Genomic DNA, 13,631 nt, shown 5'->3' with positions numbered 1-13,631 from the left:
CAGCTGAAGTCTTTCACATCGTCATTCCAGCGAAAGCTGGAATCCATTGGTTTTTGCCGTTGCTTTTCAGGAAACAGGAGCAACAGCAAAATGGATTCCGGCTTTCGCCGGAATGACGAGACAAAAGACCGGCGCGTAAACACTTCACCCACCCTGCCCGTACAAGGCTTTACGCGGCGCACCGGAAATCTCCGCTGCCAGTTTCGCCGCCGTAGACGGCGGCAAGTGCTCGTTGAGCAACGCATACACGCGCCGGCCTTCGGCGATCTTCGCGCCATCGTCTTCGCCCGCGCCTTGCACGACGACGACGAACTCGCCCTTGCGCTGGTTCTCGTCGGCTTCGACCCTCGCCTGCAGTTGCGCCAGCGTGCCGTCGAGCACGGTTTCGAACAGCTTGGTCAGCTCGCGCGCGATCGCCGCCGGACGCTCGTCGCCGAAGGCCGCGCGCATGTCGGCCAACGCTTCGCCGATGCGGTGCGAGGACTCGTAGAACACCAGGGTGCGCGGCTCGCCGGCCAATCGCTGCAGTTGCTCGCGCCGTGCCGAGGCCTTCGCCGGCAGGAAGCCTTCGAAGGCGAAGCGGTCGCTGGGCAGGCCCACCGCACTCAACGCGGCGATCAACGCGCTCGGCCCGGGCACCGGCGAGACCTTCACCCCGGCCGCGCGGGCGGCGCGGACCAGGCGGAAACCCGGATCGCTGACCAGCGGCGTGCCGGCGTCGGACACCAGGGCGAGGCTGTCGCCGTTCAGCAAACGCGCAACGATGCGCTCGGCGATCTCGCCCTCGTTGTGTTCGTGCAGGGCCAGCAACGGGCGCTCGAAACCGAAATGCGCGAGCAGCTGCCGGGTATGGCGGGTGTCCTCGGCGCAGATGGCATCGACCGTGCGCAGGGTTTCGAGCGCGCGCGGCGAGAGGTCGGCCAGGTTGCCGATCGGCGTGGCGACGATGAACAGGGTTCCTGGGGTTCCGGGACCGTCTGCGGTCATTCAGTGAGCTTCCTTCGGCAAGGGTAGAATCGTAGCCCGCCCCGCCTGCTGAGTAGCAATGGACATGAGATTCGGAAGGAAGCACCTGCGCCTGCTGGCCCCGGTCCTGCTGGCACTGCTGTTCGCCGGCTGCGCGACCACCCAGGTCAGCGGCCCGGCCTCGACGCCGCAGGACCGCGCTGCCTTCGCCCAGGCCGCCGAACTGGCCCGCGCCCAGGCCGGCTTGTCCGGCCAGGCCAAGGCCGAGAACATCAAGCAGATCGAACGCCTGCTGGCCAGCGTCGACGACGCCACGCTGTCGCGCGAAAGCGCCAAGCTGCCGGCCGGCGATCCGCTGTACGCATTCGCCGGCAAGGCCCTGCTCAACCGCGGGCTGCCGCTGCCGCGCCCGTTCGACAGCGCCGCACGCTGGAATTTCGACAATCGTCCGCCGGCCGAAGGCGACGGCTATCGTCCGCCGGTGAAGCTGGCCGTGCTGCTGCCGCTGTCCGGCAACCTCGCCACCGCCGCCGCGCCGGTGCGCGACGGCCTGCTGGCCGGATACTTCGGCGAAAGCCGGCGTCGCCCGCAGATCGATTTCTACGACACCGCCGGCACCGCGGCCGGCGCGGTCGATGCGTATGGCCGCGCGGTCGCCGCGGGTGCCGATTTCGTGATCGGCCCGCTGGGCCGCGACGAAGTCAGCGCGGTGTTCGCCCGCGGCGAACTGCAGGTGCCGGTGCTGGCGTTGAACCGCGGCAATGCCGCGCCGCCGCCGGGCAACGCCGGTTTTTCGCTGGCGCCCGAGGACGACGGCCTGATCGCCGCCGAATACCTGCTGGGGCACGAACGCAAGGCCGCGCTGGTGATCGGCGGCAGCGACGACAACGGCATGCGGGCTTCGCGCGCGTTCCGCGAACAGTTCCAGTCGCGCGGCGGCAAGGTCGTCGACACGCTGAGCGTGACCGATGCGCCGGGCGACCTGTCGGCGAAACTGAGCGCAGCTGCGGCGGCCGGCGCCGACTCGGTATTCCTCGCGGTCAAGGGCGGCACGGCGCGTCTATTGGCGCCGCAGCTGGCACTGGCCGGCTTCGGCGGCAAGTCGCGCGTCGGCACTTCGCAATTGGCTTCCGGAACCGGCAAGGTCGAACAGGACAGCGCGCTGGACGGCATCGTGTTCCCGACCGACGTGTGGACTTCGCGCGGCGTGTCGGGCCTGCCGGCCGCAGCGAACACCGACCTGCCTTCCGCCCGCGGACCGGCCGCACGCCTGTTCGCGTTCGGCTACGACGCATGGCGGCTCACCGCATACCTGGAACGGCTGATCGAACGGCCCAACACCGAACTCGACGGCGCCACCGGCACGTTGAAGCTCGACGGCTTCGGCAACGTCCTGCGCAAGCCGGCGTGGTCCACCTTCAACGGCGGCCGCGCCACCCCGATCCGTGGCGGTGGCTGACCGCCGGGCGCGCGGCAAGCACGCCGAAGGCGTCGCCCGGGCTTATCTGACGCGGGCGGGCCTGCGCGAAATCGCCGCCAACGCGAACTACCGCGGCGGCGAGCTCGATCTGGTCATGCGCGACGGCGATTGCATCGTCTTCGTCGAAGTGCGTTACCGCGGCTCGTCCGCGTTCGGCGGCGGCATCGCCTCGGTCGACTCCGGCAAACGTCGCAAACTGGTACTGGCCGCGCAGATGTTCCTCGCCGAGCACCGGGCGTATTCGCAGGCCGCTTGTCGCTTCGATGTGGTCGAAGCCAGCGGGGATCCGGATGCGCCGGACCTTCGCTGGTTGAAGGACGCTTTCCGCGCCGACGAGGTCTGATCGCAAGCCGCTTCTCGCGGACCTACACTGTCGGCATGAAGCTGCTCCTCCCTGCGTCGCGACGAGCCTTGCTGGCGTTCGGCCTGTGGCTGTTCGCCGTTGCCTCGAGCGGCACCGCCTCGGCTGCCGGTGCGGCGGAACGCCCTGTCCTCCGGGTATTGGTCGTGGGTAACAGCCTGACCTACACGAACAACCTGCCGGGCTTGTTGCGCGCATTGGCCAGCGCACAGGAAAACGGCCCGGCCATTTCCACCACGACTTATGTGCTGCCGGGAGCGGACCTGGTATGGCATTGGCGGAACGGAACGGTGGCGAAAGCCATCGACCAAGGGCATTGGGACATGCTGGTGCTGCAAGAGCGCGGTGGCATCCTCGCGTGCCTTGCGGACAGCCAGCATCGTGGCGAACCGGAATGCCTCGCAAGCTCGCGTGCTCACCGCCAGTTCGCGGAACTCGCGGGAAAGAAAGGCGTTCGCGTATTGCTGCTCGGGACCTGGGGTCCGGATGCGACCTGGCAGGGCAATCTCGATCGCGGCCTACGCATCGCGGCCAGGAGCACGCAGGCCAAGCCCGTATTCGCCGGTACCGCGTTGCGGGCTTATGCGTCCTCCCATCCCGGGCAGCCATTATTCACCGACGCCGCCCTGCATCCCACATTGCCCGCATCGTTGATCGTGGCTGCTGTCCTGTACCGCGAACTCGCCGGACAGCCCGCGCACGCGCGCGACCTAGTCCTGGATTTTCCGTTGAAGCCCGATGCCAGCCAGTTGCAGGGAACCTCGCCGATGGAGCCGGATCCCGCTTTTGCCGGCGAGCGCAAGGTGCTGCCTGCCGCGACCATGGCGCCCTTGCTGGAAGCAGCATCCGGGCACCCTGGAGCCCCTAACTGATCCATGCCGACCATCCTGACGCACGCCGCAGTTCCGCTGGCGATGTATGTGGCCAGCGAAAGCGGGCGCGTCTCGTCGCGGTTGCTCGCAGCTGGCGTTGTCGCAGCGATGCTGCCGGACGCAGACGTCGTCGCGTTCGCGATGCACATTCCTTATGCCGATGCCTTCGGCCATCGTGGCGCAAGCCATTCGTTGCTGTTCGCGCTGCTGATCGCGGGCTTGGGTGCCGGCGTCGCGAAGCCGCTGCGAAGCAGCCCCTTGCAAGCCATGACGTGGCTGTTCGTATGCACGGCTTCGCATCCGCTGCTGGACGCGATGACATCCGGCGGGCTTGGCGTTGCGCTGGCTTGGCCATGGAACGATGCGCGCTGGTTCGCGCCATGGCGCCCGATCCGGGTTTCGCCGATCGGCGTGGGTTTCCTCAGCGCACGCGGCATGGAGACGTTGCTTTCGGAATTGCGCTGGGTGTGGCTGCCGCTGTTCGTTGGCGCCGGGATGTGGAAGTTGATCAACCGGAAGCCGGGACATCCGCCTCCGCGTTGATGCCCGACGTGGGAGCGACGTCAGTCGCGAATTCGAAGCCTTGAAACTTCGTGCAACTGGAAGTCCTCCGAAGAAGCATTCTCCGACGACATCCTTTGCCGGTGCTTTTGGATACCTGAACGGTCTCGCTTCGGGTTTTCGCGACTGACGTCGCTCCCACGCCGGGTTTTACTCGAAATGCGTGTATCCGGTGCGGGGGGGACGCCATTCGTTGCCATCGGCATCCAGGGCCCGCACGCCTTGCCCGGTGACGATGCTTCCGATGCGTGTCACAGCGACTCCGCCCATTGCCGCTGCGATTTCATCCCGCAATTCCTGCCGGGCGGTGAAGCATAGTTCGTAATCGTCGCCTCCCGCCGCTTGCCAGGCTTGGCGCATCGCCGGCGAGAAGCGTTGCAGCGCAGGAGATGCGGGCAAGGCATCCAGTCCGATCTCCGCGCCTACATTGCTGCGCGCGCAGATGTGGCCAAGATCCGCGAGCAATCCATCGGACACGTCGATGCAGGCGTTCGCCAGGCCAACGAGGCGCCGGCCGGCTTCGACGCGTGGCGTCGGCCGGTCCAGTCGCGCACGCAACGTACGATCCAGCGCGGCACCAGCGAACAGCGATTGCAATGCCGCCGCCGCATCGCCCAGCGCGCCGGTGACCCAGATATCGTCGCCAACCCGCGCGCCGTCGCGGCGTAGCGCACGGCCGGGTTCGACGAAACCCATCGCGGTCACGCCTAGCGATAGCGGGCCGCGCGTGGTGTCGCCGCCGACTATGGCGATACCGTGCCGTGAGGCGAGTTCGAGGAAGCCGTCGAGAAAGCCATCCAGCCACTTCGGGTCGGATCCGGGCAGCGACAGCGACAGCGTGCACCACGCCGGTTGCGCGCCCATCGCAGCAAGATCGGACAGGTTGACCGCCAGCGTTTTCCAGCCGATGTCTTCGGCACGGGTAGCCTCGGGGAAATGCACGCCAGCATTGAGCGTGTCGGCGGTGACGACCAGTTGCTTGCCGGGCGGCGGTTCCAGGATCGCCGCATCGTCGCCGATGCCGAGCACCACGTCGTCGCGCGTGGTCGCGCGGGCGCGGATGCGGTCGATCAGGTCGAATTCGCCGATGGACATCTGTTTACTCGTCATTCCCGCGAAGGCGGGGGCCTTCAACCGACGAATGTCGGGTCATCGCTCCTGCTTTTCGCTCTTCGGACGGTCGCTCGCAATCCGACCAGAGAGCGATTCCCGCCTTCGCGGGAATGACGATGAAAATTCAGCGCTTGCCCGCGCCCGTCTCCGCCGCACGCCACTCCAACGCCGCGCGATCCAGCACGCCGTTGACGTAGGTGTGGCCGTGTTCGGCGCCGAAACGCTTCGAAGTCTCGATGGCCTCGTTCAGCACCACGCGATACGGCACGTCGATACGGTGCAGCAGCTCGTAGGCGGCGATGCGCAGCACGGCGCGTTCGATCTGGTCGATTTCCTCCACCGTGCGGTCGAGGTACGGCTGCAACGCCTCGTCCAGCTGCGCGCGATGCTGCATCACGCCGCGCACCAGGTCTTCGAAATACTCGAGGTCCGCGACTTCGTGCGCCTGCTCGTGGGCGAACTGGGCGATGACCTGCTGCGCGTTGCCGCCGGACACCTGCCACGCGTACACCGCCTGCAGGGCGCGGCGACGCGCGCGGGCGCGCAGCACCGGGTCGATACCGTCGCGGTTGCGGTGCGGCTTGTTCATGGCAACTGCTCCAACAGGCTGGCCATTTCGATGGCGGCGAGCGCGGCTTCCTCGCCCTTGTTGCCGTGGCTGCCGCCGGCGCGCTTCTCCGCGTCCTCGACGTCTTCGACCGCGAGCACGCCGTTGAGCACGGGCACGCCGAAATCCAGGGCCACGCGCATCAGGCCTTCTGCACAGCCGTCGGCGACGTGTTCGTAATGGCGGGTGTCGCCGCGGATCACGCAACCCAGGGCGACGATCGCCGCGTAACGACCGCTCGCGGCCAGCTTGGCGGCGGCGACCGGGATTTCCCATGCCCCGGGCACGCGTACCACGTCCACCGCGTCGTCGGCCACGCCGTTGCCGGCCAGGCTGGCACGCGCGCCGGCGACCAGCGTGTCGGCGATGCGGGCGTTCCAGCGGCTGGCGATGATGGCGAAACGCGCGCCTTCGGCGGCGTTGAGGCCGCCTTCGTAATGGGACATGGCAGGCAGGATCCTTGAGGGGATGGGAGTTTAACCCGCCGGGGACGGGCATTGCCCCCTTTGCAAAGGGGGCGGACGCCCGCTGTGCGGGCGACGGGGGATTTGCGCGGCGGCGGTCGAAAAGCAAATCCCCCTCAGTCCCCCTTTTTCAAAGGGGGAGGCGCTTGGTCAAAGGGAGAGGTGTTTCGGATCGAGGTATTCGACCACGTCCAGCCCGAACCCGCCCAGGCCGACCTGCCGGCGCGGCGTACCCAGCACGCGCAGCTTGCCGAGGCCGAGGTCGGCGAGGATCTGCGCGCCGGCGCCGTTGCGCCGCCACTGGCCGACGTCCTTGGCGTTGGCAGCCTTGACCGGCTCCGCGCGCAACCGGGCCAGCAACGACTCGCTGTCGCGCGGCTCGGACAGGACGACGAACACGCCCTGGCCTTCGGCAGCAATGGCGCGCAGAGCGTCGGTCGCGGCCACGCCGAAATCGTCGCGGCGCCAGTGCAGCAGGTCGGCCAGCGGGTTCTCGACCTGCACGCGCACCAGGGTCGGAGTTGTCGCGTCTGGCGTACCGCGGACGAGGGCGAAGTGCAGGTCGTGGGCGATGCGGTCGCGGTAGGTGATCAGCCGGAACGGACCGAATTCGGTGTCGATGGCACGCTCGTCGATGCGCTCGACGGTGTGCTCGGTGGCGAGTCGGTAGGCGATCAGGTCGGCGATGGAACCCATCTTCAGCCCGTGCTCGCGCGCGAACACTTCCAATTGCGGCCGCCGCGCCATGCTGCCGTCGGCGTTCAGCACTTCGACCAGCACGCCGGCGGGTTCGAAACCGGCGAGCATCGCCAGGTCGGCCGCGGCTTCGGTATGGCCGGCGCGGGTCAGCACGCCGCCCGGCTGGGCGATCAGCGGGAAGATGTGGCCGGGTTGCGACAGGTCCGATGGCTTCGCGTCGGGCTTCACCGCGGTGCGGATGGTGTGCGCGCGATCGTAGGCGGAAATGCCGGTGGTCACACCCTCGGCCGCTTCGATGCTGACGGTGAAGTTGGTCTGGAACTGCGCGGTGTTGTTGCGCACCATCGGTGCCAGCCCAAGCTGGCCGGCGCGCTCGCGATTGATCGCCAGGCACACCAGCCCGCGCGCGTGGGTGACCATGAAATTGATGTCGGTCGGCTTGACCAGTTCGGCGGCCATGATCAGGTCGCCTTCGTTCTCGCGGTCCTCGTCGTCGACGACGACGACCATGCGGCCGTTGCGGATTTCTTCCAGCAGCTCGGGAATGGTCGCGAAGCTCATGCGCCGCTCCTTTCGCCGAGCAGGCGCTCGACATAGCGCGCGACCAGGTCGATCTCGAGGTTCACCGCGTCGCTCACGTTCGTTTCGGCGAAGCGCGTGTGCGCGACCGTGTGCGGGATCAACGCGACTTCGAAGCCCTCGCCGTCGACCTCGTTGACGGTCAGGCTGACCCCATCGACGCAGATCGAACCCTTCTTCGCGATGTACTTCAGCAACGCGGCCGGCGCGGCGAAGCGCCAGCGCTGCGCACGCGCGTCGTCGTGTATCGAAAGCACGCGACCGATGCCGTCGACATGGCCGCTGACCAGGTGGCCGCCGAGACGGTCGCTCGGCCGCATCGCCCGTTCCAGGTTCAGCGCAGCGCCGATCGGCAATGCGCCGAGCGTGGTCAGCGACAGGGTCTCGTTCGACGCGTCGGCCTGGAAACCGGCCGCATCGAATTCGACCACGGTCAGGCACACGCCGTTGACCGCGATACTTTCGCCGAGCTGGACGTTGTCGAACGGCAGGCTGCCGACTTCGAACGTGAAGCGCGCATCGCCGCCGCGGTCTTCCCGCGCGGCCAGCTTGCCGACGCCTTCGATGATTCCGGTGAACATGGTCCTGTCTCTTCGCGTGTACGCATGGCTGACGCAACGGACAGGACGAAAGCGCGCGCACGGCCGAGGGCCGCGCGAGGCTGTCTTCTTTCATCCGGACTTTAGGGACTTGCTGGTTGGGTTGGACGGTTCGCGTTGCTTCGCAACCCTGCGGGCCAAGGCCACAAAGGCTGCGATCCGGCGTCATCGCTCAGTCGCGTATCGACATACGCTCCTTCGCTCTTCCTGGCCTCGCAGCCTTTGCGACCTCGTCGTCGCAAACCGTCCAACCCAACCAGCAACTCCCAACCGTCGGCTCCGGCATTCGACCGGATCTGCTGACCTCCCGATGCATCGATGCGATCGGAAGCGCTCGCGGGCTCGCTCCGAAGAGCCTACCGCCGGTGGGGAATCTCACCCCGCCCTGAAGACGCTGCTGTGGTGGTTTGCCGGCAAACCGGCGGCTGAATTCTAGCACCCGCGGCCCGATCAGCCGGCCGGATGGATCGTTCCGCCAGCGGCATTCAGGGGCTTGCGGCGCAGGTGCAGGACCAGCGGCCAGCGCAAGGCGCGGGTCTGCCCGGGGTCGCCCCAGGCCGCGGCGAACGCCTCCGCGTGCGCGGCAACCGGGTCCTGGCCGGTGGCGTTGCGGCGGGACGCGGTGGCCGACAGGCTGCCGAGGTAGCCCAGCAATTGCGGCAAGGTCCATTGCGCGGTCAGCCACAGGCGCGGCGTCGGCAGCGCGTCGAACGGCCACGCGTAGTCGCCGTAGCCCAGGTCCACGTCGGTGCGCTCGGGTGGCCAGTACGGGTCGATGTCGGCGCGGAATGCCTCCGCGGCCTCGTACAGGTCGTCGCCGAACACGATGTCCTGGTAGGTCCAGGCGGCCAGCACGCCGCCGGGGCGGAGCACACGTTCGCACTCGGCGAAGAAACGCGTGCGGTCGAACCAGTGCAACGCCTGAGCGACGGCGACGAGGTCGATGCTGGCATCCGGCAACGCGGTCGCCTCGCCAGCTTCGACGGCCACGCGCACATTGTCCCTCTGTGCTTGCGTCGCCCAGTGCTGCTCGATCTGTGCGGCGCTGGGATCGGTGGCGTAAACCGTCGCGAACCGCGATGCGAGTCCGCGCGTCGCCTGCCCGCTGCCGCAGCCGGGTTCCCACACCAGTGCGTTCGCCGGTATCACGGCCGCCAGCGCGTCGAACAATGCGTCCGGATAGGTCGGACGCCATTGCGCATAGGCGCCGGCGACTTGGGAGAAATGGTCCTTGAAGCTCGCCATGCCGTCACCCCGCAACGGGACGCAGCAACAAGCGCTGGTCTTCGCCGACGCTACGCGATTCGACGACCTGCAACCGCGTGCGCTGCGCCATCGCCTCGATGCCCAGTCCGGAGAACAGCGGACGCGCGCCATCGCCCAGCAGCGTCGGCGCAACGTACAGCAGCAGCTCGTCGACCAGGCCGGCGGCGAGGAAGGCGCCCGCCAGCGTGGCGCCTGCTTCCACCTGCACCTCGTTGATTTCCCGCCGGGCCAGCAGGGCCAGCACCGCGAGCAGGTCGAAGCGGCCTTCGCGCACGTCCACTGCGGCGCGCTGGGCGGCGAGCTCGCGGGGCGGCTTGGCGTCGGGCGCGTGCAGGTAAAGCGTTGGCGCATCGCCTTCGCGTACGCGGCCGCGCGCGATGGTGGCGAGGCCGGGGTCCAGCACCACGCGCAGCGGCGGGACGAATTCGCTGGCGTCCTCCAGGCGCACGGTCAGCGAAGGATCGTCGGCCAGCACCGTGTTCGCGCCGGTCAGGATCGCGCCGCTGCGCGCGCGCCAGCGCTGCACGTCGCGGCGCGAGGCCTCGCCGGTGATCCATTTCGATTCGCCGTTGGCCATCGCGGTGCGCCCGTCGAGGCTGGTGCCCAGCTTGACGCGTAGCCACGGCCGCCCGCGCTCGATCCGCGACAGGAAACCGCGGTTGAGCTGCCGTGCCTGCGCCTCCATCAGGCCGGACTGTACTTCGACACCCGCGGCACGCAGCTTGTCGAAGCCGGCGCCGTCGACCTGCGGAAACGGGTCGCGCATCGCAGCCACCACCTTCGTCACGCCGGCCGCGATCAGCGCATCCGCGCACGGCCCGGTGCTGCCGGTGTGCGCGCAGGGCTCCAGGGTGACGTAGGCAGTGGCGCCGCGCGCCTGTTCGCCCGCGGCCTGCAGTGCGAACACTTCCGCGTGCGGCCCGCCCTTGCGCTGGTGCCAGCCCTCGCCGACGACCTGCCCTTCCCTGGCGATGACGCAGCCGACCATCGGGTTCGGCCGTGTCGTATAAGCGCCGCGTTCGGCCAGGCGCAACGCGCGCGCCATCAGCAGGTGGTCGGTGGCGGTGAATACGGGATTCGACACGAAGCAACTCCGGTTTCCCTTCTCCCACCGGGAGAAGGTGGCGCGTCGCGCCGGATGAGGGAAGAAACTCTCAAGCGCTTACGCAAGGTTCTGGCGCACGATGGCTTCCGCCCTCATCCGCCCTGCGGGCACCCCCGCCTTGGCGGGGGCAGGCTCTTCTCCCGGTGGGAGAAGGAAAAGCGCGCGTCAGCGCTTCTTGTTGCGATCGATCGGCACCACGTCGGCACCCAGCAGCGGCAGCTGGCCGTTCGCCGTGGGCAGGTCGCGTTCCAGCTTCTCGATTTCCTCGCGGAAATCGGCCACGTCCTCGAAGCTGCGGTACACCGAGGCGAAACGCACGTAACCGACATGGTCGAGCTTGCGCAGCTCGCCCATCACGAACTCTCCGATGCGCCGCGACGGCAGCTCGCGTTCGCCGCTCATGCGCATCTGGTGCACCACCGCGCGCACTGCCGCCTCGATCTGCTCTTCCGATACCGGGCGCTTCTGCAGCGCCTTGTCGAAACCCGCGCGCAGCTTGCGCGCGTCGAAGGTGTCGCGGCGGCCATCGCTCTTGATGATCGCCGGCAACTTGATTTCGATGGTCTCCAGCGTGCTGAAGCGCTCGCCGCAAGCCTCGCACTCGCGACGGCGACGGATCGTCGCGCCGTCTTCCGACGCGCGCGAGTCGATGACCTTGGTGTCAGTGTGCTGGCAAAACGGGCAGTGCATCGAACCGGCTTATCCGTAGACCGGGAACTGCCGGCACTGCTTGGTCACGTTCTCGCGCACCCCGGCGATGACGTTCTCGTCGTTCGGGTTGTCGAGCACGTCGGCGATCCACTCTGCCAGTGCGACGCAATCGGGCTCCCTGTAGCCGCGCGTGGTCACCGCCGGCGTGCCGATGCGCAGGCCCGAGGTGACGAAGGGCTTCTGCGGATCGTTCGGCACCGCGTTCTTGTTGACGGTGATGTGGGCCTTGCCCAGCGCCGCTTCCGCCTCCTTGCCGGTCACCGACTTGCCGATCAGGTCGATCAGCATCAGGTGGTTCTGGGTGCCGCCGGAAACGATCTTGTAGCCGCGCGCGATCAGCGTCTTGGCCATCGCCTGGGCGTTCTTCACCACCTGCTGCTGGTATTCCTTGAACTCCGGCTCCAGCGCTTCCTTGAACGCCACCGCCTTCGCCGCGATCACGTGCATCAGCGGACCGCCCTGGATGCCGGGGAACACGATGCTCTGCAGCTTCTTGGTGATGTCGTCGAACTGCTCGCCCGCACCCTGCTTGCTCGAGACGATGATGCCGCCGCGCGGGCCACGCAGGGTCTTGTGCGTGGTGCTGGTGACCACATGCGCGTGCGGCAGCGGGTTCGGATAGGCGCCGGCGGCGACCAGGCCGGCGACGTGGGCCATGTCGACGAACAGGTACGCGCCGATCTTGTCGGCGATGGCGCGGAAGCGCGCCCAGTCGATCTGCTGCGAATACGCGCTGAAGCCGGCCACGACCATCTTCGGCTTGTGTTCCAGCGCGAGCTTCTCGACTTCGTCGTAGTCGATCAAACCGTCGTCGTTGACGCCGTACTGCACGGCGTTGAACAGCTTGCCGGAGGCATTGACCTTGGCGCCGTGGGTCAGGTGGCCGCCATGGGCCAGCGACATGCCGAGGATGGTGTCGCCGGGTTGCAGCAGGGCGAAGTAGACCGCCTGGTTGGCCTGCGAACCGCTGTGCGGCTGCACGTTGCCGTAGTCGGCGCCAAACAGCTGCTTCACCCGGTCGATGGCCAGTTGCTCGGCGATGTCGACGTATTCGCAGCCGCCGTAATAGCGCTTGCCCGGATAGCCTTCGGCGTACTTGTTGGTCAGCGCGCTGCCCTGCGCTTCCAGCACGCGCGGGCTGGCGTAGTTCTCGCTGGCGATCAGCTCGACGTGGTCTTCCTGGCGCTTGGCTTCGTCGGCGATGGCCTGGGCCAGTTCGGGGTCGTAACCTTCAATGCGGGCGTCGCGCGGGAACATCGGTTCTCCAGAGGATGGGGGTAAAGATGGGAACGGCCGGAAAACCGGCCTTCGACCCGTCGATTGTAGCCCCTGCAGCCGCCTTGGGCCGTGCGTTCAGACCGTGCGCAGGAAGGCGTCCAGCACCGCGCCGCGGTAGCGGCGGCGATGCACCAGCAGCGACAGCTTACGGCGCAGGTCGAGGAAGGGCGTGTCCAGCGCCACCAGGCGACCGGTGGCGACGGCGTCGCGGATCGCCACTTCGGGCAGGCAGGCGATGCCCAGCCCGGCGACGACGGCCTGCTTGATCGCCTCGGTCTGGCTGAGCTCCAGCACGCTGTGCGGCGGGGGCAGCTTGGCCAGCGCCTGCTCGCTGAGGGTGCGGGTGGCCGAACCGGGTTCGCGCAGGATCCAGCGTTCATCGGCGAAATCGCGTGCGCGCACGGTCTTTCGCCCGGCCAACCGGTGCTCCGGCGCGACGCAGACGACCAGGGCGTCGTCGCGCCATGGACGCGTTTCCAGTTCGGCGTGCAGCACCGGGCCTTCGACGCAGCCGACGTCGAGGCTGTGCTCGAGCATCGCCTGGGCGATGTCGCCGGTGTTGCCGACGCGCAGGCGCAGCGACACCTGGGGGAATTCGCGGACGAAATCGCCCAGCAACTCGCCGACACGGTAATTGCCGACGGTATTGCTGGTGCCGATGCGCAGCTCGCCGCCCAGCGCGTCGCCGGCGCTGGCCGCGACCCGGCCCAGCTCGGCGTAGCGCTCCAGCAGCTCCTGCGCCAGCGGCAGCAGCTCGCGGCCGTGCGCGTTCAGGCGCAGGCGGCCGCGTTCGCGGTCGAACAGCGGCACCCCGAGCAGGCGCTCCATGTCGGACAAAGCCATGCTGGCGGCCGGCTGGGTCAGGTGCAGCGCCTCGGCCGCGCCGCGCAGGCTGCCGCTGGCCACGACCTGCACGAACACCTGCAACTGGCGCGGGCTGACGTTGATCATCAGTGAATCTTAATACGAA

14 protein-coding genes, 1 pseudogene and 1 riboswitch are annotated in these 13,631 nt (G+C 68.0%); of the genes and pseudogenes, 4 read left to right on the top strand and 11 right to left on the bottom strand.

The window, feature by feature from the left end:
• Positions 1-144: 144 nt before the first annotated feature.
• Positions 145-987: a 16S rRNA (cytidine(1402)-2'-O)-methyltransferase gene (gene rsmI, locus J5837_RS08610; RefSeq protein ID WP_210536364.1), complete on the bottom strand. Its 843-nt coding sequence runs from the start codon at positions 985-987 to the stop codon at positions 145-147.
• 184 nt (positions 988-1,171) lie between these two features.
• On the opposite strand from rsmI, the pseudogene J5837_RS08605 reads away from it, so the two are divergent.
• From J5837_RS08605 to J5837_RS08590, 4 genes and pseudogenes are all read left to right on the top strand, one after another.
• Positions 1,172-2,425: pseudogene (locus tag J5837_RS08605) on the top strand (penicillin-binding protein activator); the annotation flags it as partial.
• Entirely contained in the window at positions 2,418-2,789 is a 372-nt protein-coding gene (locus J5837_RS08600; RefSeq protein WP_342345524.1) for a YraN family protein, read from the top strand. The pseudogene J5837_RS08605 and the gene J5837_RS08600, both read left to right, overlap by 8 nt.
• Positions 2,790-2,857: 68 nt before the next feature.
• Complete coding sequence (locus tag J5837_RS08595; RefSeq protein WP_210536361.1) at positions 2,858-3,679, top strand: hypothetical protein; 822 nt, start codon at positions 2,858-2,860, stop codon at positions 3,677-3,679.
• A gap of 3 nt (positions 3,680-3,682) precedes the next feature.
• Positions 3,683-4,222: a metal-dependent hydrolase gene (locus J5837_RS08590; protein ID WP_210536360.1), complete on the top strand. Its 540-nt coding sequence runs from the start codon at positions 3,683-3,685 to the stop codon at positions 4,220-4,222.
• Between the two features lie 168 nt (positions 4,223-4,390).
• Here J5837_RS08590 and thiL read toward each other — a convergent pair whose 3' ends face one another.
• From thiL to J5837_RS08540, 10 genes are all read right to left on the bottom strand, one after another.
• On the bottom strand, positions 4,391-5,329 hold the full coding sequence (gene thiL, locus J5837_RS08585; protein ID WP_210536990.1) for a thiamine-phosphate kinase: 939 nt from the start codon (positions 5,327-5,329) through the stop codon (positions 4,391-4,393).
• Between the two features lie 148 nt (positions 5,330-5,477).
• Positions 5,478-5,942 carry a transcription antitermination factor NusB gene (gene nusB / locus J5837_RS08580; RefSeq protein WP_210536359.1) on the bottom strand — a complete coding sequence of 155 codons (465 nt, stop codon included), beginning with the start codon at positions 5,940-5,942 and terminating at the stop codon, positions 5,478-5,480.
• Positions 5,939-6,406, bottom strand: coding sequence for a 6,7-dimethyl-8-ribityllumazine synthase (ribH, locus tag J5837_RS08575; protein ID WP_210536358.1), 468 nt, complete (start codon positions 6,404-6,406; stop codon positions 5,939-5,941). The genes nusB and ribH overlap by 4 nt, the downstream gene beginning before the upstream one ends.
• Before the next feature lie 168 nt (positions 6,407-6,574).
• On the bottom strand, positions 6,575-7,684 hold the full coding sequence (ribB, locus tag J5837_RS08570) for a 3,4-dihydroxy-2-butanone-4-phosphate synthase (protein ID WP_210536357.1): 1,110 nt from the start codon (positions 7,682-7,684) through the stop codon (positions 6,575-6,577).
• Entirely contained in the window at positions 7,681-8,283 is a 603-nt protein-coding gene (locus J5837_RS08565) for a riboflavin synthase (RefSeq protein WP_210536356.1), read from the bottom strand. Before J5837_RS08565 ends, ribB begins: the two co-directional genes overlap by 4 nt.
• Before the next feature lie 259 nt (positions 8,284-8,542).
• Positions 8,543-8,698: riboswitch (FMN riboswitch) on the bottom strand.
• A gap of 53 nt (positions 8,699-8,751) precedes the next feature.
• The gene (locus J5837_RS08560; protein WP_210536355.1) at positions 8,752-9,546 is read right to left on the bottom strand and encodes a class I SAM-dependent methyltransferase; all 795 of its coding nucleotides are present in this window, start codon (positions 9,544-9,546) and stop codon (positions 8,752-8,754) included.
• Between the two features lie 4 nt (positions 9,547-9,550).
• Positions 9,551-10,651, bottom strand: coding sequence for a bifunctional diaminohydroxyphosphoribosylaminopyrimidine deaminase/5-amino-6-(5-phosphoribosylamino)uracil reductase RibD (gene ribD / locus J5837_RS08555; RefSeq protein WP_342345523.1), 1,101 nt, complete (start codon positions 10,649-10,651; stop codon positions 9,551-9,553).
• A 186-nt stretch (positions 10,652-10,837) separates the two neighbouring features.
• Positions 10,838-11,362, bottom strand: coding sequence for a transcriptional regulator NrdR (gene nrdR, locus J5837_RS08550; protein WP_210536354.1), 525 nt, complete (start codon positions 11,360-11,362; stop codon positions 10,838-10,840).
• Between the two features lie 9 nt (positions 11,363-11,371).
• Complete coding sequence (gene glyA / locus J5837_RS08545; protein WP_210536353.1) at positions 11,372-12,640, bottom strand: serine hydroxymethyltransferase; 1,269 nt, start codon at positions 12,638-12,640, stop codon at positions 11,372-11,374.
• Between the two features lie 96 nt (positions 12,641-12,736).
• The gene (locus J5837_RS08540) at positions 12,737-13,612 is read right to left on the bottom strand and encodes a LysR substrate-binding domain-containing protein (RefSeq protein WP_210536352.1); all 876 of its coding nucleotides are present in this window, start codon (positions 13,610-13,612) and stop codon (positions 12,737-12,739) included.
• Between the last annotated feature and the right edge of the window lie 19 nt (positions 13,613-13,631).

The sequence above is a fragment of the Pseudoxanthomonas helianthi genome (assembly GCF_017939625.1).
In the GTDB taxonomy this organism is placed as follows: Bacteria; Pseudomonadota; Gammaproteobacteria; order Xanthomonadales; family Xanthomonadaceae; genus Pseudoxanthomonas_A; species Pseudoxanthomonas_A helianthi.
The sequence above is the reverse complement of the archived record's forward strand: the minus strand, read 5'-3'. Positions and strand labels throughout refer to the sequence as shown.

Bases quoted from the DNA above. Each gene is read 5' to 3' on its own strand.
- J5837_RS08565 (WP_210536356.1), bottom strand. From the start codon at position 8,283: ATGTTCACCGGAATCATCGAAGGCGTCGGCAAGCTGGCCGCGCGGGAA.
- ribB (WP_210536357.1), bottom strand. From the start codon at position 7,684: ATGAGCTTCGCGACCATTCCCGAGCTGCTGGAAGAAATCCGCAACGGC.
- ribH (WP_210536358.1), bottom strand. From the start codon at position 6,406: ATGTCCCATTACGAAGGCGGCCTCAACGCCGCCGAAGGCGCGCGTTTC.
- glyA (WP_210536353.1), bottom strand. From the start codon at position 12,640: ATGTTCCCGCGCGACGCCCGCATTGAAGGTTACGACCCCGAACTGGCC.
- nrdR (WP_210536354.1), bottom strand. From the start codon at position 11,362: ATGCACTGCCCGTTTTGCCAGCACACTGACACCAAGGTCATCGACTCG.
- J5837_RS08590 (WP_210536360.1), top strand. From the start codon at position 3,683: ATGCCGACCATCCTGACGCACGCCGCAGTTCCGCTGGCGATGTATGTG.
- J5837_RS08560 (WP_210536355.1), bottom strand. From the start codon at position 9,546: ATGGCGAGCTTCAAGGACCATTTCTCCCAAGTCGCCGGCGCCTATGCG.
- rsmI (WP_210536364.1), bottom strand. From the start codon at position 987: ATGACCGCAGACGGTCCCGGAACCCCAGGAACCCTGTTCATCGTCGCC.
- nusB (WP_210536359.1), bottom strand. From the start codon at position 5,942: ATGAACAAGCCGCACCGCAACCGCGACGGTATCGACCCGGTGCTGCGC.
- J5837_RS08540 (WP_210536352.1), bottom strand. From the start codon at position 13,612: ATGATCAACGTCAGCCCGCGCCAGTTGCAGGTGTTCGTGCAGGTCGTG.